This window comes from Jannaschia sp. M317 (genome assembly GCF_025141175.1).
Classification (GTDB): domain Bacteria; phylum Pseudomonadota; class Alphaproteobacteria; order Rhodobacterales; family Rhodobacteraceae; genus Jannaschia.
The window spans coordinates 602,413-626,445 of sequence record NZ_CP081155.1 but is presented as its reverse complement, the minus strand read 5'-3'; the positions used below and the strand labels follow the sequence as shown (position 1 = coordinate 626,445).

At 65.2% G+C, this 24,033-nt stretch carries 29 protein-coding genes; 8 read left to right on the top strand and 21 right to left on the bottom strand.

The annotated features are described in order from the left end of the window. Position 1: 1 nt before the first annotated feature. The 11 genes from pufM to K3551_RS03245 all read right to left on the bottom strand — a co-directional run bounded on the left by pufM (position 2) and on the right by K3551_RS03245 (position 9,664). The gene (pufM, locus tag K3551_RS03295) at positions 2-979 is read right to left on the bottom strand and encodes a photosynthetic reaction center subunit M (RefSeq protein ID WP_259917648.1); all 978 of its coding nucleotides are present in this window, start codon (positions 977-979) and stop codon (positions 2-4) included. 1 nt (position 980) lies between these two features. Continuing rightward, positions 981-1,820 carry a photosynthetic reaction center subunit L gene (gene pufL, locus K3551_RS03290; RefSeq protein WP_259917646.1) on the bottom strand — a complete coding sequence of 280 codons (840 nt, stop codon included), beginning with the start codon at positions 1,818-1,820 and terminating at the stop codon, positions 981-983. A gap of 122 nt (positions 1,821-1,942) precedes the next feature. Further along, on the bottom strand, positions 1,943-2,107 hold the full coding sequence (gene pufA / locus K3551_RS03285) for a light-harvesting antenna LH1, alpha subunit (RefSeq protein WP_259917644.1): 165 nt from the start codon (positions 2,105-2,107) through the stop codon (positions 1,943-1,945). Between the two features lie 10 nt (positions 2,108-2,117). Further along, the gene (gene pufB, locus K3551_RS03280; RefSeq protein ID WP_115380695.1) at positions 2,118-2,273 is read right to left on the bottom strand and encodes a light-harvesting antenna LH1, beta subunit; all 156 of its coding nucleotides are present in this window, start codon (positions 2,271-2,273) and stop codon (positions 2,118-2,120) included. A gap of 195 nt (positions 2,274-2,468) precedes the next feature. Then, the gene (pufQ, locus tag K3551_RS03275; protein ID WP_259917642.1) at positions 2,469-2,690 is read right to left on the bottom strand and encodes a cytochrome PufQ; all 222 of its coding nucleotides are present in this window, start codon (positions 2,688-2,690) and stop codon (positions 2,469-2,471) included. Next, positions 2,683-4,152, bottom strand: coding sequence for a chlorophyllide a reductase subunit Z (gene bchZ, locus K3551_RS03270; protein ID WP_259917640.1), 1,470 nt, complete (start codon positions 4,150-4,152; stop codon positions 2,683-2,685). The genes pufQ and bchZ overlap by 8 nt, the downstream gene beginning before the upstream one ends. Further along, a complete protein-coding gene (bchY, locus tag K3551_RS03265) occupies positions 4,152-5,654 on the bottom strand; it encodes a chlorophyllide a reductase subunit Y (protein WP_409197402.1) in 1,503 nt (500 codons plus the stop codon). Before bchY ends, bchZ begins: the two co-directional genes overlap by 1 nt. Further along, entirely contained in the window at positions 5,647-6,648 is a 1,002-nt protein-coding gene (locus K3551_RS03260; protein ID WP_259917638.1) for a chlorophyllide a reductase iron protein subunit X, read from the bottom strand. Before K3551_RS03260 ends, bchY begins: the two co-directional genes overlap by 8 nt. Next, the gene (gene bchC / locus K3551_RS03255) at positions 6,645-7,583 is read right to left on the bottom strand and encodes a chlorophyll synthesis pathway protein BchC (protein ID WP_259917636.1); all 939 of its coding nucleotides are present in this window, start codon (positions 7,581-7,583) and stop codon (positions 6,645-6,647) included. Before bchC ends, K3551_RS03260 begins: the two co-directional genes overlap by 4 nt. Before the next feature lie 93 nt (positions 7,584-7,676). After that, positions 7,677-8,750 (bottom strand): acetylserotonin O-methyltransferase, encoded by a 1,074-nt coding sequence (locus tag K3551_RS03250; protein WP_259917634.1) that lies wholly within the window; start codon positions 8,748-8,750, stop codon positions 7,677-7,679. Positions 8,751-8,794: 44 nt separating this feature from the next. Continuing rightward, entirely contained in the window at positions 8,795-9,664 is an 870-nt protein-coding gene (locus K3551_RS03245; protein ID WP_259917632.1) for a polyprenyl synthetase family protein, read from the bottom strand. A gap of 92 nt (positions 9,665-9,756) precedes the next feature. Between K3551_RS03245 and crtD the strand changes: the two genes are divergently transcribed. From crtD to K3551_RS03225, 4 genes are read left to right on the top strand one after another with little or no spacing between them, the layout of a single operon-like run. Then, positions 9,757-11,379 (top strand): 1-hydroxycarotenoid 3,4-desaturase CrtD, encoded by a 1,623-nt coding sequence (crtD, locus tag K3551_RS03240; RefSeq protein WP_259917629.1) that lies wholly within the window; start codon positions 9,757-9,759, stop codon positions 11,377-11,379. Further along, positions 11,292-12,128: a carotenoid 1,2-hydratase gene (gene crtC / locus K3551_RS03235; protein WP_409197420.1), complete on the top strand. Its 837-nt coding sequence runs from the start codon at positions 11,292-11,294 to the stop codon at positions 12,126-12,128. The genes crtD and crtC overlap by 88 nt, the downstream gene beginning before the upstream one ends. Positions 12,129-12,168: 40 nt before the next feature. Then, on the top strand, positions 12,169-12,720 hold the full coding sequence (hslV, locus tag K3551_RS03230) for an ATP-dependent protease subunit HslV (protein WP_259917624.1): 552 nt from the start codon (positions 12,169-12,171) through the stop codon (positions 12,718-12,720). Further along, positions 12,717-13,799, top strand: a complete 1,083-nt coding sequence (locus K3551_RS03225; RefSeq protein ID WP_259917623.1) for a hypothetical protein — start codon at positions 12,717-12,719, stop codon at positions 13,797-13,799. Before hslV ends, K3551_RS03225 begins: the two co-directional genes overlap by 4 nt. Here the strand turns inward: K3551_RS03225 and K3551_RS03220 are convergent. From K3551_RS03220 to K3551_RS03210, 3 genes are all read right to left on the bottom strand, one after another. Next, entirely contained in the window at positions 13,765-14,139 is a 375-nt protein-coding gene (locus tag K3551_RS03220; RefSeq protein WP_259917622.1) for a DM13 domain-containing protein, read from the bottom strand. The two genes, K3551_RS03225 and K3551_RS03220, sit on opposite strands and share 35 nt — an antisense overlap. A 78-nt stretch (positions 14,140-14,217) precedes the next feature. Further along, on the bottom strand, positions 14,218-14,592 hold the full coding sequence (locus tag K3551_RS03215) for a class I SAM-dependent methyltransferase (RefSeq protein ID WP_259917620.1): 375 nt from the start codon (positions 14,590-14,592) through the stop codon (positions 14,218-14,220). 57 nt (positions 14,593-14,649) lie between these two features. After that, a complete protein-coding gene (locus tag K3551_RS03210; RefSeq protein ID WP_259917618.1) occupies positions 14,650-15,054 on the bottom strand; it encodes a hypothetical protein in 405 nt (134 codons plus the stop codon). 126 nt (positions 15,055-15,180) lie between these two features. On the opposite strand from K3551_RS03210, the gene hslU reads away from it, so the two are divergent. Next, a complete protein-coding gene (gene hslU, locus K3551_RS03205) occupies positions 15,181-16,479 on the top strand; it encodes an ATP-dependent protease ATPase subunit HslU (protein WP_259917616.1) in 1,299 nt (432 codons plus the stop codon). Beyond that, the gene (locus tag K3551_RS03200; protein ID WP_259917614.1) at positions 16,476-17,744 is read left to right on the top strand and encodes an MFS transporter; all 1,269 of its coding nucleotides are present in this window, start codon (positions 16,476-16,478) and stop codon (positions 17,742-17,744) included. The genes hslU and K3551_RS03200 overlap by 4 nt, the downstream gene beginning before the upstream one ends. Here the strand turns inward: K3551_RS03200 and K3551_RS03195 are convergent. Genes K3551_RS03195 through K3551_RS03185 form a run of 3 tightly spaced genes read right to left on the bottom strand, consistent with a single transcriptional unit; the run spans position 17,709 to position 19,838 of the window. Next, on the bottom strand, positions 17,709-18,290 hold the full coding sequence (locus K3551_RS03195) for a Smr/MutS family protein (protein ID WP_259917612.1): 582 nt from the start codon (positions 18,288-18,290) through the stop codon (positions 17,709-17,711). The genes K3551_RS03200 and K3551_RS03195 overlap by 36 nt on opposite strands. Then, a complete protein-coding gene (locus tag K3551_RS03190; protein WP_259917611.1) occupies positions 18,287-19,216 on the bottom strand; it encodes a murein transglycosylase A in 930 nt (309 codons plus the stop codon). Before K3551_RS03190 ends, K3551_RS03195 begins: the two co-directional genes overlap by 4 nt. Further along, a complete protein-coding gene (locus tag K3551_RS03185; protein ID WP_259917610.1) occupies positions 19,179-19,838 on the bottom strand; it encodes a Tim44/TimA family putative adaptor protein in 660 nt (219 codons plus the stop codon). The genes K3551_RS03190 and K3551_RS03185 overlap by 38 nt, the downstream gene beginning before the upstream one ends. 117 nt (positions 19,839-19,955) lie before the next feature. On the opposite strand from K3551_RS03185, the gene K3551_RS03180 reads away from it, so the two are divergent. Together K3551_RS03180 and secB are read left to right on the top strand one after the other, a co-directional pair. Further along, positions 19,956-20,447, top strand: a complete 492-nt coding sequence (locus K3551_RS03180) for an FxsA family protein (RefSeq protein WP_259917609.1) — start codon at positions 19,956-19,958, stop codon at positions 20,445-20,447. 75 nt (positions 20,448-20,522) lie between these two features. Beyond that, the gene (secB, locus tag K3551_RS03175; protein ID WP_409197401.1) at positions 20,523-21,062 is read left to right on the top strand and encodes a protein-export chaperone SecB; all 540 of its coding nucleotides are present in this window, start codon (positions 20,523-20,525) and stop codon (positions 21,060-21,062) included. Between the two features lie 4 nt (positions 21,063-21,066). Here the strand turns inward: secB and dnaQ are convergent, their stop codons facing one another. From dnaQ to K3551_RS03155, 4 genes are read right to left on the bottom strand one after another with little or no spacing between them, the layout of a single operon-like run. After that, complete coding sequence (dnaQ, locus tag K3551_RS03170) at positions 21,067-21,756, bottom strand: DNA polymerase III subunit epsilon (RefSeq protein ID WP_259917608.1); 690 nt, start codon at positions 21,754-21,756, stop codon at positions 21,067-21,069. Further along, positions 21,753-22,328 (bottom strand): dephospho-CoA kinase, encoded by a 576-nt coding sequence (gene coaE / locus K3551_RS03165; RefSeq protein ID WP_259917607.1) that lies wholly within the window; start codon positions 22,326-22,328, stop codon positions 21,753-21,755. The genes dnaQ and coaE overlap by 4 nt, the downstream gene beginning before the upstream one ends. After that, entirely contained in the window at positions 22,325-23,140 is an 816-nt protein-coding gene (locus K3551_RS03160; protein ID WP_259917605.1) for a shikimate dehydrogenase, read from the bottom strand. The genes coaE and K3551_RS03160 overlap by 4 nt, the downstream gene beginning before the upstream one ends. Next, the gene (locus tag K3551_RS03155; RefSeq protein WP_259917604.1) at positions 23,137-23,718 is read right to left on the bottom strand and encodes a nucleoside triphosphate pyrophosphatase; all 582 of its coding nucleotides are present in this window, start codon (positions 23,716-23,718) and stop codon (positions 23,137-23,139) included. The genes K3551_RS03160 and K3551_RS03155 overlap by 4 nt, the downstream gene beginning before the upstream one ends. Positions 23,719-24,033 lie beyond the last annotated feature (315 nt).

Sequence of the window (24,033 nt, the reverse complement as noted above, 5' to 3'; positions counted from 1 at the left end):
CTCACTCCCCTCCCGTCACATAGGACTCGTAGCCATAGGGCTCGAGGTAGGTCGGGGCGAAGTGATGCTCCTGCGCCCAGATGAACCAGTTGTCGACCACGGTGCCGGTCAGCAGGATGCCGATGCCGCCGGTGATCGGGGTCAGAACCGCGAACCACCAGGCCCAGCGGTGGATCCCCTCCATCGAGGCGTTGAACCCCATGGTCCAGCGCCAGAACAGGGCCGCGCGTTCGGTTGCCGTGCCACGGTCATAGATCTGCTCCAGCTCCCGGTCGCCACCGTAGCGGGTGACCGCCAGGATGGTCGCGCCGTGCATCGCAAACAACAGGACCGAGCCATACAGGAACACGATGCTCAGGCAGTGGAACGGGTTGTAGTAGAGATTGCCGTAGCGGATCGAAAATGCCGTCGTCCAATCCAGGTGGGCGAAGATGCCGTAGGGCACCATTTCCGACCAGGACCCCATGAAGATCGGGCGGAACAGACCCAGCACCAGGAACAGCCAGATCGCGGAGGCAAAGGCCCAGGCGACGTGTTTGCCCATCTTGTGCTGCTGCGCCAGATGATAGGTCCGGCACCACCAGCTGATGACGGACACCAGCAGCAGGAAGGACGCGATCATGTACCAGCCGCCATCCTTGAGCGGCGGCATGGTCAGCCCGTGTTCCGGCGAGGGCGGCTCCAACGACAGCCAGAACAGCTGCCGGATGAATTCCGGGATGGACCAGCCCACCTGCGCCAACATGTTGAAGCCGATGATGTTCAGCCACAGCGTACCCGTCGCAAGCGAGATCAGCCCGAAGAAACCCAGGTAGATCGGACCCAGCTGCGCATTGCCCAGCAGACCGACCAGGGTGCTGAAGGACGCGCCCTTGGTGCGCTCGACCTCCATGCCCGGCTCTCCGCCGACGCCCATCTCGGGCGGGCCCTGAACCTGGACCTGTGTGAAGACGTTTTGATATTCAGGCCACCAGCTCATCTCACAACCCTCCTGCTGCGGGCCAGATCGGAAGATCGAGCCACCAGTTCCACCATTCCGGCCAGCCCTTCGTCCAGACGGGCCCGGAGATGATGATGCAGACCGCCGAGAAGAAGACGGCGTTGATCGCCAACAGGAATCCCAGGCGGTGAATGCCCAGCGTTCCGATCGAATACCCGATGAAGTCGCGGAAGAAGGTGTCCTCGTTGTCGGGCAACTTGGCCTCTTCGCCCTTTTCGGGATTGGCCGCCGACAGGATCAGCGCGCCATGCAGTGCCAGCGCGAAGGTGGTCGTGAAGAACAGCGTCACGGCCAGCATATGCGCGGGATTGTAGTGGAAATGCAGGTAGGCGTAGCCGGTGTTCGACACCCAATCCAGATGGCTGAAGATGCCATAGGGAAAGCCGTGTCCCCAGGCCCCCATCAGCGCGGGGCGGAACACATTGAGCGTGACATAGGCCAGGATCGCGAAGCTGAAGGCGAAAGGCACGTGATAGCCCATCCCCAGCTTGCGGCAGATTTCCACCTCCCGCAGGGCCCAGGACACGAAGGCACCGATCGCGCAGATCGTGATGATCTGCCACAGCCCGCCTTCCATCAGGGGGGCAAGGCCCAGACCATAGGCCAGGTCGGGTGGCCGGATGTCGATCAGCCAGGGGTTGAACGTGCCCTGCCAGGCCGCGCCGATAAAGATCAGCAGCGTGCCGAGGGCGGCGAAGAAGATCGTCGTGACACCGAAGAAGCCGACGTAGAACGGCCCCACCCAGAAGTCGAAAAGATCGCCCCCGATCAGCGTCCCGCCTCGGACGCGGTATTTTCTTTCGAAGCTGAGCAATGCCATGGGGCAGCCTCCGCGCATTCGGGACGGACGTCAGGCGAAAGAACCCGGTGCCGTCGTGTGTTTGTGATGGTCGGTGCGGGCGACGTCAGCCATCGCCCGCACCGGTGTCGTGTGGATCGCGATCAGTCCACGAGGCGGGCGTTCGAGCTGAGCTCGAACCAGTTGTAGCCATCGTAGGAAAGCAGCACGAGGTGGATCATCACGGCCAGCAGGAAGAGGAAAACTCCCTGTGCCACGAAGACACGGCGCGGATCGAATACCAGCCAGATCTTGTAGAACTTGCTCATGTCCATCTCCTCACCAGCTGAACCAGGGGAACACGATATACGTGAGCAAGTGGGCGACTACGGCGACTGCCGAAAACAGCCAGAGCCCGCTCAAATACACCGCATGCAGTTCCTGGGCCTGCTCGTCGGTCAGACCTGTAAAGGACAGGTCGGTTCTGTCAGCCATTGGAAAACTCCTTGGAACTGACGCCGCACACCCTGCGGCCGGGCCCCGGTGCCGCCTTATTGCGACACCGGCCGATCACCCCCCTGGCGGGGGGTGAAAGCGGTGCTCCGATCCGCCCGGCCACGGGAAGGGGAGCCTTGTTTCGACCCAGGGCGTGTCTGACGTGCCGCGGGTATCTCGGGATCGTCCCGGTCGTCAGACCGAGAAGATCGTCGTCGTCACATCGCGCGCACGTGCCCAGGCATCGGTCACGATGCCGGGTCGCGGCCCGGTGTCGGATGTCACCGCCGCAACCCCCGCGCGCATCACCGCCAGCGGCAGCGACAGCGCGAAGATCGGCGCAAAGTACATCCAGTATTCCCAGCCCGGTTCCCGGCGATTGCGCACGAGGGGCGTGTTCGAGGTCATGTCAGACATGGCTCTCCTCCTTATGGGTGGGCGAAAGGGCGGCCACGGTGCGCGCATCGACGCGCGCCGCCCCCGCCTTGAGCGCCGCCGCCTCCGCTTCGTCGCGAAGCATCTTGGCGGCGGAAATTCGTGTCAGAACCGGGAAGCCCGCGACGATCCGGTCCAGCAGGGCCTGCGCCTCCGGCTCCCAGGGGAAATCGCGGCGCAGAGGGGTGGGCGTCGCCTCGGCGGCGTCCATTTCGCTGCCCAGCGGCAGGATGTGAAACAGCGCGTCAAACAGGCCGTTGCACACCTCCTGCAACAGATAGGTCGCACCGGCGTAGCCCATGAACGGCGTTCCCGTGGCCCGACGGATCGCGGCCCCCGGAAAGCTGGCGGGGATGAAAGCCGGCTTCGGCCCGTGCCCGCCCGCCATTTCGGTCAGATACATCTTTTCGTTGATCGACCCCAGCAGGACCAGCGGACGACGCCCGTGGATGTCGGCGCGAACCTGATCGTTGTCGGATTTCTTGCCGGCGATGCGGGCCGTGGCGAAGGCGCAGGGAAATCCCAGGTCGTCCTCCAGAAACTTGCGGATGCCGCGGGTGTAGGTCTCGTTCGCGACAATCCCGAAGGACGCGGTGGCAAAGAAATCCTGCGTGACCGACCGCCACAGATCCCAGACCGGCTTCAGGGTCGAATGCTTCTCGACCTCGATGAACGGCTCCGGGTCCAGCCCCGTCAGCTCGCCCAGCTTGCGCAGGAACGCGGTGGTGCTTTCGACGCCGATGGGGGCCTGCAGATAGGGTTTGCCCAGCACCTCGCACAGCCCGCGCCCGAATTCCCGGTAGAGACAGATATTGACGTCGGCGTTCACCAGGTCGCGCATTTCGGCCAGGTGGGCGCCCAGCGGCATGACCATGTTGATCTCGGCCCCGATGCCTTCGACCAGACGCCTGATTTCGGCCAGATCCGAAGGCATGTTGAAGGTGCCGTACATCGGACCCAGGATGTTGACGCGGGGCCTGGCCCCGTCTTCGCGCGCTTTCTCGCGGGGCATCCGCCCCTTGGTCATCCCGAACTCGGTAAAGATCCAGGTCATCGCGCGGTCGGCGGCCTGCCACTGATCTTCGTCGATGGTGCGCGGCAGAAACCGTTGGATGTTGGTGCCCTGGGGCGTGACACCGCCGCCGATCATCTCGGCGATGGATCCCGTGACCACGACCGCAGGCAGCGCCGGGTCCATTGTGGCCCAGGCCCGCTTCATCGCGCCTTCGGTTCCGTCGCGGCCCAGCTCTTCCTCGCCCAGACCGGTCGTCACAATCGGCAGTTCATGCGGCGGCAGGGCGTCGGTGTAGTGCAGAACAGAGGTGACCGGCAGATTTTCACAGCCCACCGGACCGTCGATCACGACCTGCAGACCCTTGACCGCACAGAACGCATAGACCGCGCCCCAATAGCCACCGGCCCGATCATGGTCCTGCACCAGCATCAGATCATGGTCGCGGCTTTGGCAGCGCGCGCCTTCTTGTCGAGTTTCTTCTGATGGGCAGCCCGGAAATCGGGGCGCAGGTTCGGGGCACCCTGCCAGACACCGGCGGCATCGCCCGTGCCAACGCCCTCGAAAAAGCCCTTCATCTTTGTCATGCGGTCGCGATTGCCCATGGCCGCGTTGACCACCTGTTGCAGCGACCCGGCTCCGGCGGGGCCCATCAGGGGTCGGGCCGAAATCAGGTTCGTGAAGTAGAGCGCGGGAATCCCCAGCTCCTTCGCTTTCTGGACGACCGGAGTCGTGCCGATGGCCAGGTCGGGGCGCACCCCTTCCATCACCGACAGATCATCCTCCAGCGAGGCGCGGAACTTGACCGTGACGCCGCGCGCCTCCAGCCAGTCCAGATCCGGGGCGGACCAGGGCGTCCTGGCGCAGGCCGTGCCGACATAGGGCACATCCGCACCGCTTTCGATCAGCAGGCGCGCGACCAGCAGCTCAGAGCCCTCGTAGCCCGACACGGTCACCGTCCCGTCGATCCGGGAGGCGGCCAGCGCGCCCTTGATCGCGGGGAGAAATTGGTTCTGCGCGAGGGCGACCTTGGCCGCCTCGATCCCAAAGACATCGCCGACCTGAGCGAGCCACGCCGCCGTTCCATCGACCCCCACGGGGGCCGATCCGAGCACAGGGCGTCCGGCCGCCTGAAACTCCCGCACGGCTGCGGTGTAGAAGGGATGGATCGCGGCGACAGCGCCACAATCCAACGCAGAATATAACTCGCGCCACTCACGGCAGGGAACGACCGGACCTGCCGCCAGACCGAGTGGCGCGAGCATTCCAGCAATCCCCAAGGGGTCCGCTGGAAACATTTCGCCCAACAGCGTGACTGTTGGACGATCGGATTTGCCCGCTTTCGGCGCAGGTACAGGACCTGCGGCGATTTCCTTGCGGGCGTAGGAAAGCATGGCCCCGGCCAGGACATCCTTGGCCTCGGCGTGGGTGGGAATGCCGAACCCCGGCACGTCGATCCCGATGACGCGAACGCCGTCGATCTGGTCGGGCAACAGCCGTAGCGGCACGCCGCTGGCGGTCGGCACGCAAAGGTTCGTGACCACGATGGCGTCCAGCTTGGCCGGGTCGGCGCTGGCGTGAACGGCGTCGCGAATGTCCTCGAACAGCTTGCCGGTGACCAGCGATTCACTGTCGAAGGGCACGTAGCCCACCGACCGGCGCGCGCCGTAGAAATGCGACACGAAGGTCAGACCGTAGACGCAGCAGGCCGACCCGGACAGGATCGTGGCGACCCGTTTCATCCGCAGGCCCACGCGCAGCGACCCAAAGGCGGGGCACATCGATTGCGGCTTGTCGTGCGGGCCCACGGGATAGTCGGCCTTGTACCGGTCGAGGATATCACCGGACCCTGCCGCGCGCGCGGCGGCGTCCATCGTTTCCGTCGACGCGCACCCCCCCTGCGGGGCCTCGATATGTCCGAAATCGTCAGGCATCGTCGTAGACGACCTCCAACGATGGGGTCGGCGCATAGAATTTGCCGCGCATGTCGGCGTCGGTCGCAGGTTCCAGTGTGACACCGGCCCCGGTTTCGGACCCGTCGAACAGGGCCAGCAGACCGTCCTGGTCCACGGGCGTCGGACGCACCGGCGGGGCCACCGAAACCGCGTCGCCCAGGGCGGCAAACAACACGCCCCATTCCGATTCATCGGTTCCCACGATCTGATAGTTCGCGGATTTCTTGCGCAAGTCGTCGTCCTGCGGAATGGACGCCAGCACGGGAATGCCCGCGACCTTGGCAAAGGCCTGCGCCTCACCCGATCCGTCATCCTTGTTGATGACCAGACCCGCGACGCCGACGTTGCCGCCCAGTTTGCGGAAGTATTCCACCGCCGAACAGACGTTGTTCGCCACATAAAGCGACTGCAGGTCATTGGACGCGACCAGGATCACCTTTTGCGCCATGTCCCGCGCAATCGGCAGGCCAAAGCCGCCGCAGACCACGTCGCCCAGGAAATCCAGCAGGACGTAGTCGAAATCCCAATCGTGGAAGCCCAGCTTTTCCAGCAACTCGAACCCGTGGATGATGCCACGTCCGCCACAGCCGCGGCCGACTTCCGGCCCGCCCAGTTCCATCGCAAAGACACCGCCGCGCTTGAAACAGACATCGCCTATCGCGACCTCTTCGCCCGCCAGCTTCTTGCGGGTCGAGGTCTCGATGATCGTCGGACAGGCCTTGCCGCCGAACAGCAGGCTGGTGGTGTCGGATTTCGGATCACACCCGATCAGCAGCACGCGCTTACCCTGTTCGGCCATCATGTGGCTGAGGTTGGCCAGCGTGAACGACTTGCCGATGCCGCCCTTGCCGTAGATCGCGATGATCTGCGTCTTCTTGGTGGCCTCGGTCGGGATGACATCGGCCAGATCCTCATGCGCTTCGTCGCGCAGACGGTCGGAGAAGTCCTTCAGGTTGGGGACATCGAGGCTCATGCGTGGTGCTCCCAATCGAGAATCATTTTCAGGCAATCCGGTGCGGAAAACGCCTGTTCGTAGGCCGCGGTCGCGTCGGACGCGGGGCGGCTGTGGGTGATCAGATCGTCCAGCGACAAGATCCCCGCCTCGACCAGGTCGCGGGTGGCGATCAGGTCGTCGCGGGTCCATTCCGCGCTGATGCGAAAGCGGGCCTCGCGCATGAAGGCGGGCGGATAGGCGAAATTCACCGGGCGCGGATAGAACCCGGCCAGCACGATCTCTCCTCCCTTGGCGAGCCGCCCGATCAGATCGTCCAGCAACGTCTCATTGCCCGACGCGTCATAGATGGTGGCATAGTCGCGGCGCGTGTCGGTCGCGGGGTCGATGACGTCGTACCCGATGGCCCCGCCGCGACGGTCAGCCTGCGTTTCCCAGACCGTCGGGGTGCCGCCGGCGGCAACCGTCAGACGCGCCAGCAGGCGGCCAAAGGCCCCGTGGCCCACAATCAGGTCCGGCAGATCCGTACGCAGCCCTGCAATCGCGTGACGCGCCGTGGCGGCCAACGCCAACAGGGCGCCCCTTGCGCCAAAGTCCCGGTCGATTCGCACAAGCCGATCGGACGGTGTGACGATCCGGCGGGCCGCGGCCCCAAACAGACCCCGCGCGTCGGTGTAGCAATCGGCACCGGGCACAAACACCCGATCCCCCACCTTGTAGGTCGCACCAGGCGTGGTTTCCATCACCTCGCCCACGGCCTCATAACCGGGGACAAGGGGGTACCCCATGCCGGGAAAGGTCGGCATCTCACCGGACCACAACAGTTTTTCGGTGCCGGTAGAGATCGCGGACTGATGGATGTCGACGACGACAGACCCCTCGGCGGGTGCCTTCAGGCCGAGCACGCCAAGGCCGATGGCCCCCGGTCCCGTCATGATGATTCCCTCAGTCTGCAAGATGCCCTCCCCAGCGGTGTCGGGAGAGTCGCTCCCTGACTGTCACTTTAAGCAGACATTGCGATATGTCAATTCATCTAGACACATGCTGTGTCATTCTGATGGTTTCCGTGCGGACAGGACATGGGTCACAAAGGGGCGCGTGGTGCCGTGATCCTGCATCCGGGCGAATCCGGCACGCATCATCAGGGCGCGAATCTGATCCGGGTCGCGGGCGCGACCGGTTTGCATCGCCATGCAGTAGACCGCAAAATAGGCATCCCCCGACCGACTGGGCCGCGCGGCCCCGGTCATCGGCTCGCTGACGACCAGCCGACCGCCGGGGGGCAAGGCGGCATGGACCTTGCGCATGAGATCGAGAACCGTGTCGTCCCCGTGGTCGTAAAGCACGCGGATCAGCGTCACGACATCGGCCCCGGCAGGCAGGGCGTCATCGCGGAAGCTGCCCGGCGTCACGCGCAGACGGGCGGACAGGCCCGCGGCCCCGAACCGCGCCTCGGCGGCGGGAACGACGGCAGGCAGGTCGAACAGATGCAGGCGTGGCTTGGCGTGACGCTGTCCCAGCGCCGTCAGGAACGCGCCGCTGCCTCCGCCAATATCCAGCACCTCTTGGGCACCGGACAGGTCGATCCGGCGCAGGGTTTCCTCGGCGACCAGCGCCTGACTGTCGGCCATCAGTTGCGAATAGCGCGCGGCAACCTGCGGATCCTCTGCGGCACCGGCCCCAAAGACGTAGGGCCAGAACCGCGACAGCTCCGTCTCGCCGCCCCGCAGCAGGGCCAGGGGATCGGACAGATCACGGTAGAGCACCGCGTGATGAGATATCATCGCCTCCAGCCCCGGCACGCCCAAAAGGGCCGCGCCCTTGCGGGCCAGACGGTAGGTGTCAGCTTTGCGTGACATCAGGCCCAGCGCGCAGGCCGCATTGCACAGCACGACCATACGGTCTGGCGCAATGCCGGCCCCCCGCGCCAGTCCGGCAACCCCCTGCGGCCCGTCAGCCAGATGGTGCAGCAGCCGCAGTTCGACCACCGACCAAAGCACCTGCGAATGCACGAACCCCGCGACCAGATCGAACAGAGCCTCTCCGTCGCGGCGGGCAAAACGGCGCAGAACGGGGGTCGCGGCACAAAAGGATTGGAACCGGCGCGAGGCGATCAACCGCATGAGGGGATTGCCGCGCCGGGTCGGGGCCAAAGGCTCCGACAGGGTCATTCGGCAGGGGTGGCGTGGTGCGCGGGCGTCAGACGCTTGGCGGTGCGGCGCACCATCTCGGCCAGCATCGCCTCGCCGGGACATGCGGGAATCGAGGCGATGGCGCCGGACAGGATGTCTTCCAGCCGCCGGATGGCCCCATCGACGCCATAGCGCGACACCGCACTGGGCCGGTTGTGCAAGGCGTCCTGCCCGGCGGGCTTGCCCGTCACGTCGGACGGCTGCAGCGCGTCCAGCAGGTCGTCGGCCACCTGGAACGCTTCGCCGATGCGGGCCCCCAGTTCGGTCCACTGCTCCGGGTCCTGCCCGGCGCTGGCAGCCCCCATGCGGGTCGCGGCGGTGAACAGCGCGCCGGTCTTGGCACGGTGATAGGTGGCCAGGTCGATCTCTGCCTCGCTCTCCCAGCCCTGCCCGGCACAGATGCCATGGGGCATGCCGGTATAGCGGGCCAGTTCGGACATCAGGCGGGCGGCGCGGGCGGGTTCGGCCTGCGCCGCCTCCGCCAGGATGTCGAAGCCCAGCACGATCAGGCTGTCACCGGTCAGAAGGGCGATAGGCTCGTCAAAGGCGCGATGGACAGAGGGCTTGCCGCGCCGCGTGTCCGCATCGTCGAAACAGGGCATGTCGTCATGCACCAGCGACGCGCAATGGATCAGCTCGATCGCCGCCGCCCCGGCATTGGCCAACGCCGGGCGGTCATCGCCACAGGCCATGGCAACCGACAGGGCGATGGTCGGACGGATACGTGCGCCACCTGGTTTTACCGCGTGGTGCAGGGCCGCCGCCAATCGCGCGGGTGGGCGGGCACGGGTGGCCCGCGCCAGGGCGCGGTCGATCTCGGCCTCTATACGGGCGCTGAGGGGCATGGCGGTCCTCCGACGGAGTGTCATTGCAAAATGACAGTTGGTGTAACATGATGTGGACATAATACGTCGTCTGTCAACTCATGCGGGGGATCATGTCCGAAAGGGTCGTCATCATCGGGGCCGGGATCGGCGGCTTGGCCGCGGCCCTGCGGCTGGCGCAGGACGGCTGTGACGTGACCGTTCTGGACCGCGCCGCCGGACCGGGCGGCAAGATGCGCACCCTGCCCAGCATCGCCGGGCCGGTGGATGCCGGTCCAACGGTGCTGACCCTGCGCCCCGTGTTCGAGGAACTGTTCGACTATTGCGGCGAAACGCTGACAGATCACGTGACGCTGACGCCTCTGACCGTGCTGGCCCGCCACCATTGGGAAGACAGCGGGCCCCTCGATCTCCATGCCGATCCGAACGAATCGGAGGCAGCGATCCGTGCCTTTGCCGGACCCGATTCCGCGCGGGAGTTTTCGGTCTTTCACCGCGATACGGCAAGATTGTTCGAGACCTTCGAGGGACCGATGATGCAATCCGCAGCACCCCGGCTGTCGGGCATGACAAAGCTGGTTTTGCGCAATCCGGGCCTGATATCCGCCCTGCGTCCCGGGCTGACGATGGCGCGTGAACTTGCCCGACGGTTTCGAGATCCGCGCCTGCGACAGCTGTTTGGCCGCTATGCGACCTATGTCGGCGGCGACCCCCTGACCGCGCCCGCGCTGCTATCGCTGATCTGGCAGGCCGAGGCGCGGGGCGTCTGGACCGTGGCCGGTGGCATGCACAGGCTGGCGCGGGCCCTGCAACATCTGGCCGAAGATCGCGGCGCGCGGTTCAGGTTCGACGCCGACGTCACCGCGATAGAGGTGCGCGATGGGCGCGCCTGCGCCGTGGCGACCGCCGATGACCGCCTTGCCTGCGATGCGGTGCTGTTCAACGGGGACCCGCGCGCGCTGGACCGATGCCTGTCCGGCCCCGCGCCAATGCCCGCAAGGTCGGTCACCCCCCGCAGCCTTTCGGCCTGCGTCTGGTCCTTTGCCGCGCGCCCGACAGGACCCGCCCTGGCCCATCACAACGTCTATTTCGCGCGCCATCCCAACAGCGAATTCCCGGATATTGCCGCGAGCCGCCTGCCGGGGGATCCGACGCTATACGTCTGCGCGCAAGATGCCGCCGAGACAGGGGCGGGCCCGGGCCGGTTCGAGATCATCATGAACGCCCCGCCCCGCGCGGGCACCCGTCCCCAGCCGGAGGAGCAGGAGATATGCCGAAAGATCACCTTTACCCGGCTGGCCCGGATGGGCCTGACCTTCGATCAGGTCCCGGGGCCGGAGGCATTGACCATGCCGGAGCAGTTCAACGCGCTGTTTCCGGGGTCGGACGGATCCCTTTACGGGCGATCGCCCAAGGGACTGATGGCTGCCTTCGACCGGCCCAGGGCGCGGACCTCTCTGCCGGGGCTGTATCTGGCGGGCGGGGGCGTGCACCCGGGGGCGGGGGTGCCGATGGCGGCCACGTCCGGGCGGCTCGCGGCCGAGGCGATCTGCGCGGACCTTGCTTCGACCTCTCGGTTCCGCCGGACGGCTACGCCTGGTGGTACATCGACGGCATCAGCGCCTGCGGCACGCGCGCCGTCTCTGTCATCGCCTTCATCGGCTCCGTCTTCTCGCCCTGGTATCGCTGGAGCGGGCGGCAAGAGCCGTCGGATCACGTCTGCATCAACGTCGTAACCTACGGACGCGGCGGACGCTGGACCATGACCGACAGGGGGCGCGACGCCCTGCGCCTGACCGAGACGTCGATGAAGGTCGGGCCCTCGTCCCTGCGGTGGGACGGCGACCGGTTGGTGATCGACATCGACGAGATTTCGACCCCCCACGCCCAGCGCCTGAAAGGGTCGATCACGGTCACGCCCACCGCCATCACCGACATCGAGGTGCCCTTGACCGAGGATGGCGCCCACGTCTGGCGGCCCCTTGCACCCACGGCGGCGATAGAGGTCGATCTGAACCGTCCTGGCTGGTGCTGGCAGGGGCATGGCTATCTGGATGCCAATTTCGGCACCCGCGCGCTCGAGGCGGATTTCGACACTTGGTCCTGGGGTCGGTTCCCGGTCTCTGGCGGTTCGGTCGCCTTCTACGACGCGGTGCGGCGGGATGGCTCAACGCTCAATGTGGCGCTGCGGTTCGAGGCCAATGGCAGCTGCACCGAGATCGAAGCCCCGCCGCTGCAGTCTTTCCGCCGGTCCAACTGGTTGGTGGCGCGGCAAACGCGCTGCGACGCGGGGCACAGACCGCGGCAGGTCAAGGCAATGCTGGATGCACCGTTCTACAACCGCTGCGCCGTGGAAACGGTTATTCAGGGACAGAAAACCACCGGCGTCTATGAGGCGCTGGACCTGCGCCGGTTTCGCGGTCCCTGGCTGATGCCGATGCTGGCCGTTCGGGTGCCGCGTCGCAAAGGGTGGCGATTTTCCTGAACGCGCCCCATATCGGGGACCAAGCGACAGGAGACAGGTCATGAGCGATTTCCCCGGCTGGCACGGCACAACCATCATCGGCGTCCGCAAGGGCGGGCACGTCGTCATCGCAGGTGACGGACAGGTCAGCGTCGGTCAGACCGTGATGAAGGGCACCGCCCGCAAGGTCCGCCGCCTGACACCCGGCGGATCTGACGTGGTCTGTGGCTTTGCCGGGTCCACCGCCGATGCCTTCACCCTGTTGGAGCGGTTGGAAAAGAAGCTGGAGGCGACGCCCGGCCAACTGGCCCGCGCGAGCGTGGAGCTGGCCAAGGATTGGCGCACAGACAAGTACCTGCAAAAGCTGGAGGCGATGTTGATCGTCTCGGATGGCACCGACCTGTTTGTGATCACAGGGGCCGGGGACGTGCTGGAACCCGAACATGACGTGACCGCCATCGGATCGGGCGGCAACTTTGCCCTGGCCGCTGCCCGCGCCCTGATGGACAGCGATCTGGACGCCGAGGCGATTGCCCGCAAGGCCATGGGGATCGCCGCAGACATCTGTGTCTATACCAACGGAAACCTGACGGTAGAGACGATCGGCCAATGATCGCCGACGATGATCTGCGCGCCGCCGTCGGCGCGGGTATCGTGACCGAGGCACAGGCCGCGCGGCTGGTCACCCTGGCGGATGCCCGGTCGACAGGACGCGGCGCGGCCAGACCGGGCGAAGAACCGTTCGAGCTGTTCCGGGGTTTCAACGAGATCTTCATCGTCGTCGGCCTCGGCATTCTGGCGGCCGGCTGGTTCGGGGTCTGGACCGCCGTGGCGGCAACGTCGGGGGGGTGGTCGACGATCTGGACGGTCGGCCTGATCCTGACGTTGGTGTTGATCGCGCTCTTGTCGGAATATTTCATCCGCCGCCGCCGCATGGTCGCGCCTGCCATCGCGCTGTCACTGGCCTGGGGCGGGACGGCGCTGGCGCTGTGGCTTTTGGTCAACCGCAGCGTGACCCTGCTGGGCGGTGTCGACCTGGAATCGGCCGTGATGCCCCTGGCGCTGACGACGGCGACGGCGGCGTTGTTCTGGCTACGCTACCGGGTGCCCTTTGCCATGGCGGTCATCGCGGCGGCAGCCTTTGGTTGTTTGATCCTGGCCCTGGCCGCCGGCACCGGAGAAGAGATCACGGGCCGCAGCCTGTTCCTTCTGTCCGCATCGGGGCCGTTGGCCTTGGGCACGCTGGTCTTTGGACTGGTTCTCTTTGCGGCGGCGATGCGGTTCGACATGGCCGATCCGCATCGGGTGACCTTGCGGTCGGCCAACGGCTTCTGGCTGCATGTGATCGCGGCGCCGGCCATCGTGAACACGGTCGCCTTGTCCCTGATCGAAGGGGGCGGGGCGGGGCACCTGTCCGTGCTGGCCGTGTTTCTTGCGGCCATGGCCGGTGTTGCCGTCATCATCGACCGGCGATCCTTTCTGATCTCGGCCATAGGCTACATCGTCGTGCTGGTGTCATTGGCGACCGAGGGCGAAGGCTTCGCCCCCGTCGTGCTGTTGCTTGGGGTGGGTCTGGTTGGCCTGGGCGCGGGTTGGACGCGGGTGCGCGCGGGGCTGATGCAAGCAGTGCCTGCCGCCCTGCGCGACCGCCTGCCCCCTAGCTCAGTTTCGCCACGCCCAGAGGGACGTTGAACCGTTCGCACCAGATCCAGACCTCGTTGTAGTCGTCCGGGTTGATGCCGTCAGGAATCGCATAGCTGGAGGCCCCATTGGTGTTCTTGAGCAAACCCATCAGGGTCTTGGGGTCATAGCCATCACGGCCCAGCGCAACCTTGGGATCCGGCGCGCTGCCGAAGCGGAAATCGTCGAGCAGGTTGACCTGATTGCCCGCCACTTCGGCAGTGCCGCCGATGCCGTAGCGGGCAGCGCCCGTAAATGTGCCAAGGCGGCCATGGCCCCCGGCAAAGACGCGGCTGGTGGACAGCATCGCGCCGCCAGCGGCGGCGAGGGCAAGAAAGGAACGACGGTGCATGGAGAACTCCTCAGATTGTTGTCCGCACCCTGCATCGCACGCGCCGTGTTGCCTAGCCTCACGCACGACCACGTGAAGTCATGTCAACTTGCGTGTTTCGAACCAAAAGCAGGCCCCGTTGATCCGCGCGGGAACCCGTTGGGCGATCTTTTCGGGTAGATGTCCGATCAACTCCGGGCCGAAAGCTGCCAGCAGGTCGTCGTTCATGAACTTGTGCAAGTAGTGACAGGCAGCAACGAGCGGGAACTGGGGTCCGAAGGGCGCCATGTAGGCCCCAAGCATGTATTGCTCGCTGTAATACTTCGCGATCCAATCTTCCGGATAGTCTCGCGGTAGGAAGTTGTCGTGGATGCCAACCGTGATTCCGGGTGCAAGGCGAGGCAGCACGTCGAGAAGGAAAACCGTGACGTCGGAGTTCTGGAACGTCCGATGCGATCCATCGAGGAAGACCATATCACCCGGCTGCAACGCGCCAAAAATCGACAGATCGACCGTTTCGAGGGGCGTGCGTTAAATGTGATCACAGAGCGCGTTGATCTCGGCCCGTGGGTGCGGGTCGATGGAATGCAGGATCATGTTGTGGGCATGATTGCGCTTGGCATGAGCGAAGAACTTCGTCGAATTGCCGGAGCCGATCTCGATCATCTGCCGCGGCTTGCGATCCGCCACGAGGGCGTAGCTGCTCATCCCATCGAGCGGCATGAACCAGCTCTGCTGCCAACGGTGCAAAGTCTCATCCTGGGTCAGTCGCGGGATGTCGAGGAAATCCTGTTCGTACCGGCCAAGCAAGTCAATGAAATCCCGGTGCGCGTCCTTCTGGGCCTCGAACATCTCCATCGTGCCATGGGGATAGCCGCTCCCCGGTCCCCAGCGGACTTCGGACTTTGGGGGGTAGTCGATCCGGATAGACTTCATGCAGGCGTCTTTCGTGTAGTCACATCACGGTTTGGAACCGGCTCAATCCCGGATCAACGCAAATGCGAGCAACGTTGCGTTTCCGTGAACTGCGCTTAGGTAGGCGTGGACGAAGGAGATGACCGCATGACCGACCTGACCCCGCGCGAAATCGTGTCCGAACTGGACCGGTTCATCATCGGCCAGAAAGACGCCAAGCGTGCCGTTGCCGTGGCGCTCCGCAACCGGTGGCGGCGCAAGCAGCTGGGCGACGATCTGCGCGATGAGGTCTATCCCAAGAACATCCTGATGATCGGCCCCACCGGTGTCGGCAAGACCGAGATCAGCCGCCGCCTGGCCAAACTGGCCCGTGCGCCGTTTCTCAAGGTCGAAGCGACCAAGTTCACAGAGGTCGGCTATGTCGGCCGTGACGTGGAACAGATCATCCGCGATCTGGTGGACGCCGCCCAGCTCATGATCCGTGAACAGATGCGCGAAGAGGTGAAGGCCAAGGCCCATACCGCCGCCGAGGATCGTGTGATCACAGCATTGGCCGGGGTCGATGCCCGCGAGGGCACGCGCGAAGCCTTCCGCAAGAAGCTGCGTACCGGAGAGCTGGACGACAAGGTGATCGAGCTGGAGGTGGCCGACACCTCCAACCCGATGGGCATGGCCATTCCGGGTCAACCGGGAATGGATCAGATGGCCGGCCTGGGCGAGATGTTCGGCAAGATGATGCAGCGCACCGTCAAGAAACGGCTGACGGTTGCGGCGTCCTACGACCTGTTGATCGACGAAGAGGCGGACAAGCTGCTGGATGCGGAGACCGTCACCCGCGAGGCGATCCGCGCCGTAGAGCAGAACGGCATCGTCTTCATCGACGAGATCGACAAGGTCTGCGCCCGGCAGGACGCGCGCGGCGGTGACGTCAGCCGCGAAGGCGTGCAGCGCGACCTGCTGCCCCTGATCGAGGGCACGACCGTTTCGACCAAGCACGGCGCGGTCAAGACCGACCACATCCTGTTCATCGCCTCGGGTGCCTTTCACGTGGCGAAACCCTCGGACCTCTTGCCGGAGTTGCAGGGGCGCCTGCCGATCCGGGTCGAATTGCGCGCCCTGACCGAGGACGATTTCGTCCGCATCCTGACCGAGACCGACAACGCCCTGACCCTGCAATACAAGGCCCTGATGGCCACCGAGGCGGTCACCGTCACCTTTACCCCCGAAGGCATCGCCGCCCTGGCCCGTATCGCCGCGCAGGTCAACGAAAGCGTCGAGAATATCGGGGCCCGCAGGCTCTATACCGTGCTGGAACGGGTCTTTGAGGAGCTGTCCTTCGAGGCACCCGACAAGGGTGGCACCGAAGTGACCGTCGATGCCGATTTCGTCGAAGGCCAACTGGGTGAGCTGGCCCGGTCCACCGATCTGTCGCGATACGTGTTGTGAGCGATCCGGCCCCTGCCGCACCGGGGGCCACCCTGCCCTTTCTGCGCGACAACGCGCCGTTCCTGTCGGCTGGCGTTTTGATTTCCTTTACGTCGAGCTATGGGCAGACGTTCTTTATCGCGCTGTTTGCCGCGCAGATCATGGCCACCTTTTCCCTGACCGATGGTCAATGGGGATTGCTTTATGCCGTGGCCACCACCGCCTCGGCGGCGGCGATGGTCTTTGTCGGGCCGGTGACCGACCGGCTGCGGGTGCGGCAGTTGGCAGTGGCGACCTGTGTCCTGCTGACGCTGGCCTGCCTGACCATGGCGGGCGCGGGACATGCGGCGTTGCTGGTGCTTGCCGTGTTCCTGTTGCGCTTTGCCGGACAGGGCATGATGAGCCATCTGGCCGCCGTTGCCATGGCGCGCTGGTTCGTGGCGACGCGGGGGCGCGCGCTGTCGATTTCGGCCATGGGGTTTGCCCTGGGACAGGCCATCTTACCGATCCTGTTCGTGGCGGGACTTGGCGTCATGGACTGGCGCTGGCTCTGGGGGATTGCGGCGCTGGCGACCGTGGCGACGATCCCTGTCCTGCTGCGCTTGCTGCGCGCCGAACGCACCCCGCAGAGCATCGCCCGGGAACAGCCTATAGCCGGCATGTCCGGGCGTCATTGGACGCGGGGCGCCATGCTGCGTCACCCGTTGTTCTGGGGTTTGGTCCCCCTGCTGCTGGGGCCACCTGCATTCGGGACCGCGCTCTGGTTTCACCAGGTGCACCTGACCGTGGTCAAGGGCTGGTCGCTGACCGGGTATGTGGCGTTGATGCCATTGTTCACGGTGGTTTCGGTCGCGACGACGCTGCTGTCCGGGGTGGTTCTGGACCGGATCGGATCGGCACGGATGATCAAGGTCTATATGCTGCCCTTTGCCCTGGCCTTTTTCCTGATGGGCTGGGCCGAGACATTGGCGGGCGCGGCGCTGGCGCTGTGCGTGTTTGCCCTGGGAACCGGGTCGCAGGCGACGGTTCCCACCGCGTTCTGGGCGGAATTCTACGGCACACGCCATCTGGGCGCGATCAAGGCACTGGCGACGGCCATCATGGTTCTGGGCTCTGCCATCGGTCCGGGGTTGACCGGCTGGGTGATCGACCTGGGCGTGGATTTTCCGGGACAAATGACCGCGATCGGGGTCTATTTCCTGTTCGCAGGCGGATTGGCCGCGGTCACCGTCACGCGGGTCCGCGCCAGCCTAGCCGCGGCGGAGATAGACGTAATACGCCCCTGACCCGCCATGTGCGCGGTTCGCCTCGCGCACTTGCAGGACCAAGGGGGACAGGGGTGCCATGGACAGCCATTGCGGCACCTGATGTTTCAACACGCCCAGACGGTTCGGCATGACGGTGTCGGAGGGTTTCGATTTGCCCTTGCCGGTCACGACCAGGATCAGGCGCTTTCCGTCCGCATGGGCGGCCATGACAAAGCGGGTCAGCGCAGGCTGCGCCACGGCCAGCGTCATGCCGTGCAGGTCCAGCTTGCCTTCGGGCCGCAGCTTGCCCGCGTTCATGCGTTTATGCGCCTTGGCATCCATCCGCAGGGGGGCTGCGCGCACATCCTCGGACACGGTGGGGGCCAGCGCGTGGGTGCTGCTGCGGGCGCGGGCCTTTTCGCCCAGTTGAAAGGGTTTGACCTGACGCGGGGCACGCGGGGCGGGGGTGGGTTCAGGGGCCGGGGTGGGCGCGCGGTCCCGCTCCTCCCGGCCGAGGGGGTCGGCGGTGCGGGTGTACCGCGCCCAGATGTCGCGATCCTCCGGAGACAGGTTGCGCCGTCTCATCGGCGCACCAGGGCGCGAAAACTGCCGACATGGTTGAGCCGCCCTGCCGCCTGCCCCGCCGCATCGCCCGTTCCAAAGAACAGATCCCCCCGACCCGGACCCTTGATCGCGGACCCGGTGTCCTGCGCAATGCAAAGCCGGGCCATGCCATCGACCTCGATCCAGATCGGGGTGCCAAGGGGGGTACGATCCGGGTCGACGGCCAGGCTCCGCCCTGCGGTCACCGGGCAAAGCGTGCCGCGCGGACCCTGATCCGACGGGGCATCAAGGGGCGCAAAGAAGACGTAGCTCGGGTTTTCTTCCATCAGGGCACGACCGCGTTCCGGGTCCGCCCGCAGCCAGGCCTTCAGGGCGTCAGCCGTGATGTCGGTGTTGAAGTCACCTCGTTCGATCAGCAGCTTGCCTATGGATCGGTAGGGATGCCCGTTCCTGCCCGCATAGCCCAGCCGCAATGTGGTCCCGTCCGGCAGGCGCACCCGTCCCGATCCCTGCACCTGAAGAAAGAACCGGTCCACCGCATCGCGCAGCCAGACGATTTCCTGCCCCGTAAGGTGGGCGTCGATCCCGGCGCGGGGATGGGTGCAGCCGGCGTCGGGCAAACCGTGGACCGGCACCGGGAAGGCCGCGCTTTGGGTCAGGCTGCCGTCCAGCTCTGGCTCGTAATAGCCGGTGAAATGGCCGACGGATGCGGGACCGGGCGCGAAATACGTCTCAAAGAAGGTCCGGCCATCCGGCGCGTTGCGGGCTGCGTCGGTCAGGGGATCGTCCGGGGCCTGGCGGAAAGCGGCCAAGGCCCCGTCCAGGTCATCCGCCCCCCAGCCCCGCAGGTCGGAAAACGAAAACCGCCCCGTTTCGGGGGCGGTTCGGGGCGTGCGGTCGGCGGACACCTCAGCCGCCCGTGGCGACCAGTTTCCAGTTGGGGTCATCGGACCCCATCACGCGGGCAAAGGTCCAGATGTCGCGCTGTTTCTTGATCTCGTTGGGGTTGCCCTCGACGATGGTGCCTTCGGCGTCGCGCACAACGCTGGTCAACTCGCCCACGAAGCGCAGGGTGATCTGGCCTTCGCTGGTGGCGTCGTCGAATTCGGCCTCTTCCAGAGATGTTTCGCGCACGCCGATGAAGCTCGCGTCGATCTTCAGGCCCTTGTCTTCGCGGTCGGCCACGACCGACAGGAAGGCCTCGTAGACATCTTCGGACAGGAACGGCTCGACAGAGGCAAGATCGCCATTCTCGAACGCCATGAGGATCATCTCATAGGCCTGACGGGCGCCGCCGACGAATTCGGTCACGACAAACCCGGGTTCCGCCGCCTTCATCGAAGCCAGTGCCTTGGCGCTGACGCTGCCCTCGGCGACGTGATCGGTGATGTCACGATCCGGGCCGCCTTCGATCACCTCGAAATCCCGGCGAACCGGCGCATCGTCACGCGGGGCGGGGATCGTCGGTTTTTCAAAACCGGTGCGCTTGCCCAGCACATTCTTGAGGCGAAAAACCAGGAACAGCGCGATTGCCGCCAGCACGAGGAGTTGTATCACGGCGTCATTCATCCTTTTCTCCGGGACCCGCCATCGGGAATGCGGTCTTGGTATCGCACAGGTGGCACATATGTAAGTCGGGCTTGGGGTCAAGGGAAGTCACCCAACCCCTGACGGAGGATTATCGCGATGTGGCTGCTTGCCCTCTTCATTCTGGTCCCCTTGCTGGAGATCGGGTTGTTTATCCAGGTTGGCGGCTGGCTGGGCCTTTGGCCGACGCTGGCCATCGTTCTGGCGACGGCCGTTCTGGGCACCCATCTTGTGCGCAAACAGGGCCTGGAACAGATCCAGAAAGTTCAATCCTCGTTCAACGAGTTGAACGATCCGACCCGGCCCCTGGCCCATGGGGCGATGATCCTGGCCTCGGGCCTGCTGCTGCTGACCCCTGGGTTTTTCACCGATGCCGTGGGCTTTGCCCTGTTGGTGCCCGCCGTGCGCGACGCCGTGATGGAAGCGGTGCGCAAACGTATCAAGGTCCAGAGTTTCACCATGGGCGGCCAGGCGCAGCAGCCCCATGACCCCTATGGGCGGGGTCAGCCCGACGACACCGTGATCGACGCCGACTATGTGGAAATGCCCCCGCGCAAGGGCCCGTCGGGCTGGACCGAGCCGCGCGACTGAGCGGCGTTGTTGTGACGCCTCTCCGGCTCTGCTAGGCAACGGCCCAACGCTTTCACGAGACCGGAGATTATCAGAATGGCCGACACGGACGATACCGTTCCCGCCCCCGACGCAACCGCCGCCGCCGCTGAGGGGACACCAGCACCCGAACAGCCCAAGATGCCGCAGATGCAGGTTCTGGGTCAGTTCATCCGCGACATGTCCTTTGAGAACGTCGCCGCCCAGAAGGGCAAGACGATGGACGGCCAGCCCGACATCAACGTGCAGGTCGGCCTGGACGCGCGCAAGCGGCAGCAGGACGGCCAGTTCGAGGTTTCCGTCAAGCTGAATATCACGGCCAAGGCAAAGGGCGGCGAAGAGCCGATCTTTGCGATGGAACTGGATTATGCCGGTATCTTTGCGATCCAGAACGTGCCGGATGCGCAGATGCATCCCTATCTTCTGATCGAATGCCCGCGCATGCTGTTCCCGTTCCTGCGCCGGATCGTGTCCGACGTGTCCCGCGACGGTGGCTTCCCGCCGCTGAACCTGGAAAATATCGATTTCGTCTCGCTTTATCGCAACGAGATCACGCGCCGGGCCCAGGCCCAGGCTGCGGCTGCCCCGACCAACTGATCCGTCAGGTCAGCGACTTCCAAAGCGCGCCGTCCCCGAGCCCTTGGACAAAGGTCTCGTGGGCGGCGCGTTCTGCGTCCGTCAGACGGTTGGGCAAGGGCGTCGGGCGTGGCCGCGCTTTCCAATCGCCCGCCGACTCCGCAGCGTCGCTCCGCTCCTGACCGGCCAGAACCAGCGTCGGTTGGCGACCGCCGATCAGCTCCAGATAGACCTCTGCCAGGATTTCACTGTCGAGCAGCGCGCCGTGTTTTTCGCGCGAGGAATTGTCGACCCCGAACCGCCGGCACAGCGCATCCAGCGACGCCGGAGAGCCGGGAAACTTGGACCGCGCGATGGCCAGCGTATCGAGCGCCCGATCCATCGGCAGACGCGGCAGGCCCATCCATCCGAGTTCAGCGTTCAGGAATTTCATGTCGAAGGCAGCATTGTGGATCACCAGCCGGGCGTCGCCGATGAAATCGACGAAGGCCTGACCAACCTGCGCGAAAACCGGGAAATCCTTCAGGAAATCGTCTCCCAGCCCGTGCACCTGAAACGCCCCGTCCGGCATGGACCGTTCGGGGTTGATGTATTGGTGATAGGTCTTGCCGGTAGGCACATAGTTGATCAGCTCGACGGCGCCGATCTCGACGATGCGGTCGCCCGACTCCGGCTCGAACCCGGTGGTTTCGGTGTCGAGGACGATTTCTCTCATGGCGTTCCCCTCAACTCGGCAAGGATGGCATCGACCTGTGCGGCGGCAGCTTCTGGCGATGTGGTTTCAATGATGTAGTCGGCGCGGGCGCGTTTGTCTGCGTCGGGCATCTGACGGGACAGGATATCCTCGAACACGGCCTCTGGCATGGTGCCCCGCGCCAGGACCCGTTGCCTTTGGGTGTCTGCATCGATGGTGACGACGATGGATTTGTCCACCGCCAGGCCGGTTTCAAACAACAGCGGCACATCCAGCAGAACGATGGGGGCGTCGGTATCCCGCAAAAAAGCCGCGCGGTCCTGGGCCACGAGGGGGTGGACGATGGCCTCCACCGCTTTCAGGATATCCGGATCAACGATGATGAACTCCCGCAGGGCTCCTCGGTCGACGATGTCGCCGGGCACCGCTTCGGGTATGGCCGCGCGGATCGGCTCTACCGCCGCGCCGCCCGGACCATAAAGACGATGGACAGCGGCATCGGCATCCCAGGTCGGAACCCCCCGATCGCGGAACAGTTTGGCCGTTTCGGTTTTGCCCATGCCAATGGATCCGGTCAGGCCAAGGACGATCATGCCAGCACCGCCTGACGCAGGGTGGCGTCCACCTCGGGCGTGCGCCCGAACCAGCGTTCGAACCCCGGCACCGCCTGATGCAACAACATGCCGAGACCATCGACGGTCGGGTGCCCCCGCGCCTTGGCCGCCCGAAGAAGAGGCGTTTCCAGCGGAGTATAGACGATATCGGTAACAACAGCCTGAGCCGGCAGGGCGGACAGGTCCAGGGTCAGATCGCCGTGGCCTTGCATGCCAAGACTGGTGGTGTTGACCAACAGACCATGACCGGCCAGCGCCGCATCGGCCGCGTCCCAATCGACGACGGTAATGATCGGGCCGAATTCGGCGGCCAGCGCCTCGGCCCGGGCGCGGGTGCGGTTGGTCAGGGTAATGCGGGTCGCACCGCCATCGCGCAAGGCGGCGATCACACCGCGAGCGGCCCCGCCGGCGCCAAGCACGAAGGCAGGGGATGCGGGATCACGGTCTGGCGCCCCCTGATCCAGGTTGGCCAGAAACCCATAACCGTCGGTATTGTCCGCTAGAATGCGCCCGTCGGCAAAGGTCAGCGTGTTGGCGGCCCCCACGGCGCGGGCCCGGTCGGTGACCTCGTCTGCGGCGGCAAAGACGGCTTCCTTATGGGGAATGGTGACGTTGATCCCGGCAAACCCCAGGCGTGGCAGCAGGTCGAGCGTCGCACGCAGGTCTTCGGGGCGGACATGCAGCGGCACGTAGTGGCCCCTGATGCCGTAACGGGTCAGCCAGTGCCCCCACAGGATTGGAGAGCGGCTATGAGCGATCGGATCGCCAATGACGCCGGCAAGGATGGTCATGCGGGCAGGTCCCCCCGTGTTACGAGATAGTTGATCAACGGCAACAGCGGCAGGCCCAGCACCGAAAAGAAATCCCCTTGAACCTGCTGAAACAGGCGCGCGCCCTCGCCTTCCAAGGTATAGGACCCGGCGCTGTGACGGATAGTGTCCCAATTTCTTTCAACGTAATCAGATATATAAACATCTGACACGGGGCGCATGATCATGGTGACGTCACCGATATGACGCCAGATCGGCGTGCCGTCTTCGACGATGACAGCGGCCGAATGCAGCTTGTGCCGGCCACCGGACAGGCGTGTCAGCTGGGCGCGCGCCGCCTCGGGCGTGGCGGGTTTGGTCAGTATGTCGTCGCCCAGGGCACAGATCTGATCACAGCCCAGGATCAGACCGGGACGGCGCAGACGCAGGGCCTTCATCTCGGCCAGGGCATCGGCCACGTTGCGGGGGCCATGCCCCTCGGCCAGCAAGGCGTCGCGCAGGCTGTCTTCGTCGATCCGGGCGGGCACGGCTTCGAACGGGATGGCGGCATTGCGCAACAAGGTCTGTCGGGTTTCGGAAGAAGAGGCGAGCGTCAGCATGGGGATCGTTCTGTTGATGACCGGGCGGAGAACCCTGTCGGAAACCTTGTGATACTTGCCACAAGGCAGAGCGTCGAGGATAGCTCTCGGGTTTTCCGGACACTTTGGACAGTTTGTCCCTGCGGAAAAGGCAGCTGCGCAGGGTGTGAACGGCGTGGGTGCCTACGGGTTTGTCGAGAGGTGAACCACAGTTCTGTCCACAGGTGAAACACCATGCCTGCAGCGATCGGGCCCGATTCCTCCCCGGAATTCACCGCGGGGGCGGGGTGAAACAACCCGCATGTGCAAAACCCTGGGAGCGGGATTCAATCCCCG

What these genes read in the sequence shown, in the direction of transcription:
- pufM (WP_259917648.1), bottom strand. Translation starts at nt 979, where the DNA reads ATGAGCTGGTGGCCTGAATATCAAAACGTCTTCACACAGGTCCAGGTT.
- pufL (WP_259917646.1), bottom strand. Translation starts at nt 1,820, where the DNA reads ATGGCATTGCTCAGCTTCGAAAGAAAATACCGCGTCCGAGGCGGGACG.
- pufA (WP_259917644.1), bottom strand. Translation starts at nt 2,107, where the DNA reads ATGAGCAAGTTCTACAAGATCTGGCTGGTATTCGATCCGCGCCGTGTC.
- pufB (WP_115380695.1), bottom strand. Translation starts at nt 2,273, where the DNA reads ATGGCTGACAGAACCGACCTGTCCTTTACAGGTCTGACCGACGAGCAG.
- pufQ (WP_259917642.1), bottom strand. Translation starts at nt 2,690, where the DNA reads ATGTCTGACATGACCTCGAACACGCCCCTCGTGCGCAATCGCCGGGAA.
- bchZ (WP_259917640.1), bottom strand. Translation starts at nt 4,152, where the DNA reads ATGCTGGTGCAGGACCATGATCGGGCCGGTGGCTATTGGGGCGCGGTC.
- bchY (WP_409197402.1), bottom strand. Translation starts at nt 5,654, where the DNA reads ATGCCTGACGATTTCGGACATATCGAGGCCCCGCAGGGGGGGTGCGCG.
- K3551_RS03260 (WP_259917638.1), bottom strand. Translation starts at nt 6,648, where the DNA reads ATGAGCCTCGATGTCCCCAACCTGAAGGACTTCTCCGACCGTCTGCGC.
- K3551_RS03250 (WP_259917634.1), bottom strand. Translation starts at nt 8,750, where the DNA reads ATGCGGTTGATCGCCTCGCGCCGGTTCCAATCCTTTTGTGCCGCGACC.
- K3551_RS03245 (WP_259917632.1), bottom strand. Translation starts at nt 9,664, where the DNA reads ATGCCCCTCAGCGCCCGTATAGAGGCCGAGATCGACCGCGCCCTGGCG.
- crtD (WP_259917629.1), top strand. Translation starts at nt 9,757, where the DNA reads ATGTCCGAAAGGGTCGTCATCATCGGGGCCGGGATCGGCGGCTTGGCC.
- hslV (WP_259917624.1), top strand. Translation starts at nt 12,169, where the DNA reads ATGAGCGATTTCCCCGGCTGGCACGGCACAACCATCATCGGCGTCCGC.
- K3551_RS03225 (WP_259917623.1), top strand. Translation starts at nt 12,717, where the DNA reads ATGATCGCCGACGATGATCTGCGCGCCGCCGTCGGCGCGGGTATCGTG.
- K3551_RS03220 (WP_259917622.1), bottom strand. Translation starts at nt 14,139, where the DNA reads ATGCACCGTCGTTCCTTTCTTGCCCTCGCCGCCGCTGGCGGCGCGATG.
- K3551_RS03215 (WP_259917620.1), bottom strand. Translation starts at nt 14,592, where the DNA reads ATGGTCTTCCTCGATGGATCGCATCGGACGTTCCAGAACTCCGACGTC.
- K3551_RS03210 (WP_259917618.1), bottom strand. Translation starts at nt 15,054, where the DNA reads ATGAAGTCTATCCGGATCGACTACCCCCCAAAGTCCGAAGTCCGCTGG.
- hslU (WP_259917616.1), top strand. Translation starts at nt 15,181, where the DNA reads ATGACCGACCTGACCCCGCGCGAAATCGTGTCCGAACTGGACCGGTTC.
- K3551_RS03195 (WP_259917612.1), bottom strand. Translation starts at nt 18,290, where the DNA reads ATGAGACGGCGCAACCTGTCTCCGGAGGATCGCGACATCTGGGCGCGG.
- K3551_RS03190 (WP_259917611.1), bottom strand. Translation starts at nt 19,216, where the DNA reads ATGACCCCAACTGGAAACTGGTCGCCACGGGCGGCTGAGGTGTCCGCC.
- K3551_RS03185 (WP_259917610.1), bottom strand. Translation starts at nt 19,838, where the DNA reads ATGAATGACGCCGTGATACAACTCCTCGTGCTGGCGGCAATCGCGCTG.
- K3551_RS03180 (WP_259917609.1), top strand. Translation starts at nt 19,956, where the DNA reads ATGTGGCTGCTTGCCCTCTTCATTCTGGTCCCCTTGCTGGAGATCGGG.
- secB (WP_409197401.1), top strand. Translation starts at nt 20,523, where the DNA reads ATGGCCGACACGGACGATACCGTTCCCGCCCCCGACGCAACCGCCGCC.
- dnaQ (WP_259917608.1), bottom strand. Translation starts at nt 21,756, where the DNA reads ATGAGAGAAATCGTCCTCGACACCGAAACCACCGGGTTCGAGCCGGAG.
- coaE (WP_259917607.1), bottom strand. Translation starts at nt 22,328, where the DNA reads ATGATCGTCCTTGGCCTGACCGGATCCATTGGCATGGGCAAAACCGAA.
- K3551_RS03160 (WP_259917605.1), bottom strand. Translation starts at nt 23,140, where the DNA reads ATGACCATCCTTGCCGGCGTCATTGGCGATCCGATCGCTCATAGCCGC.
- K3551_RS03155 (WP_259917604.1), bottom strand. Translation starts at nt 23,718, where the DNA reads ATGCTGACGCTCGCCTCTTCTTCCGAAACCCGACAGACCTTGTTGCGC.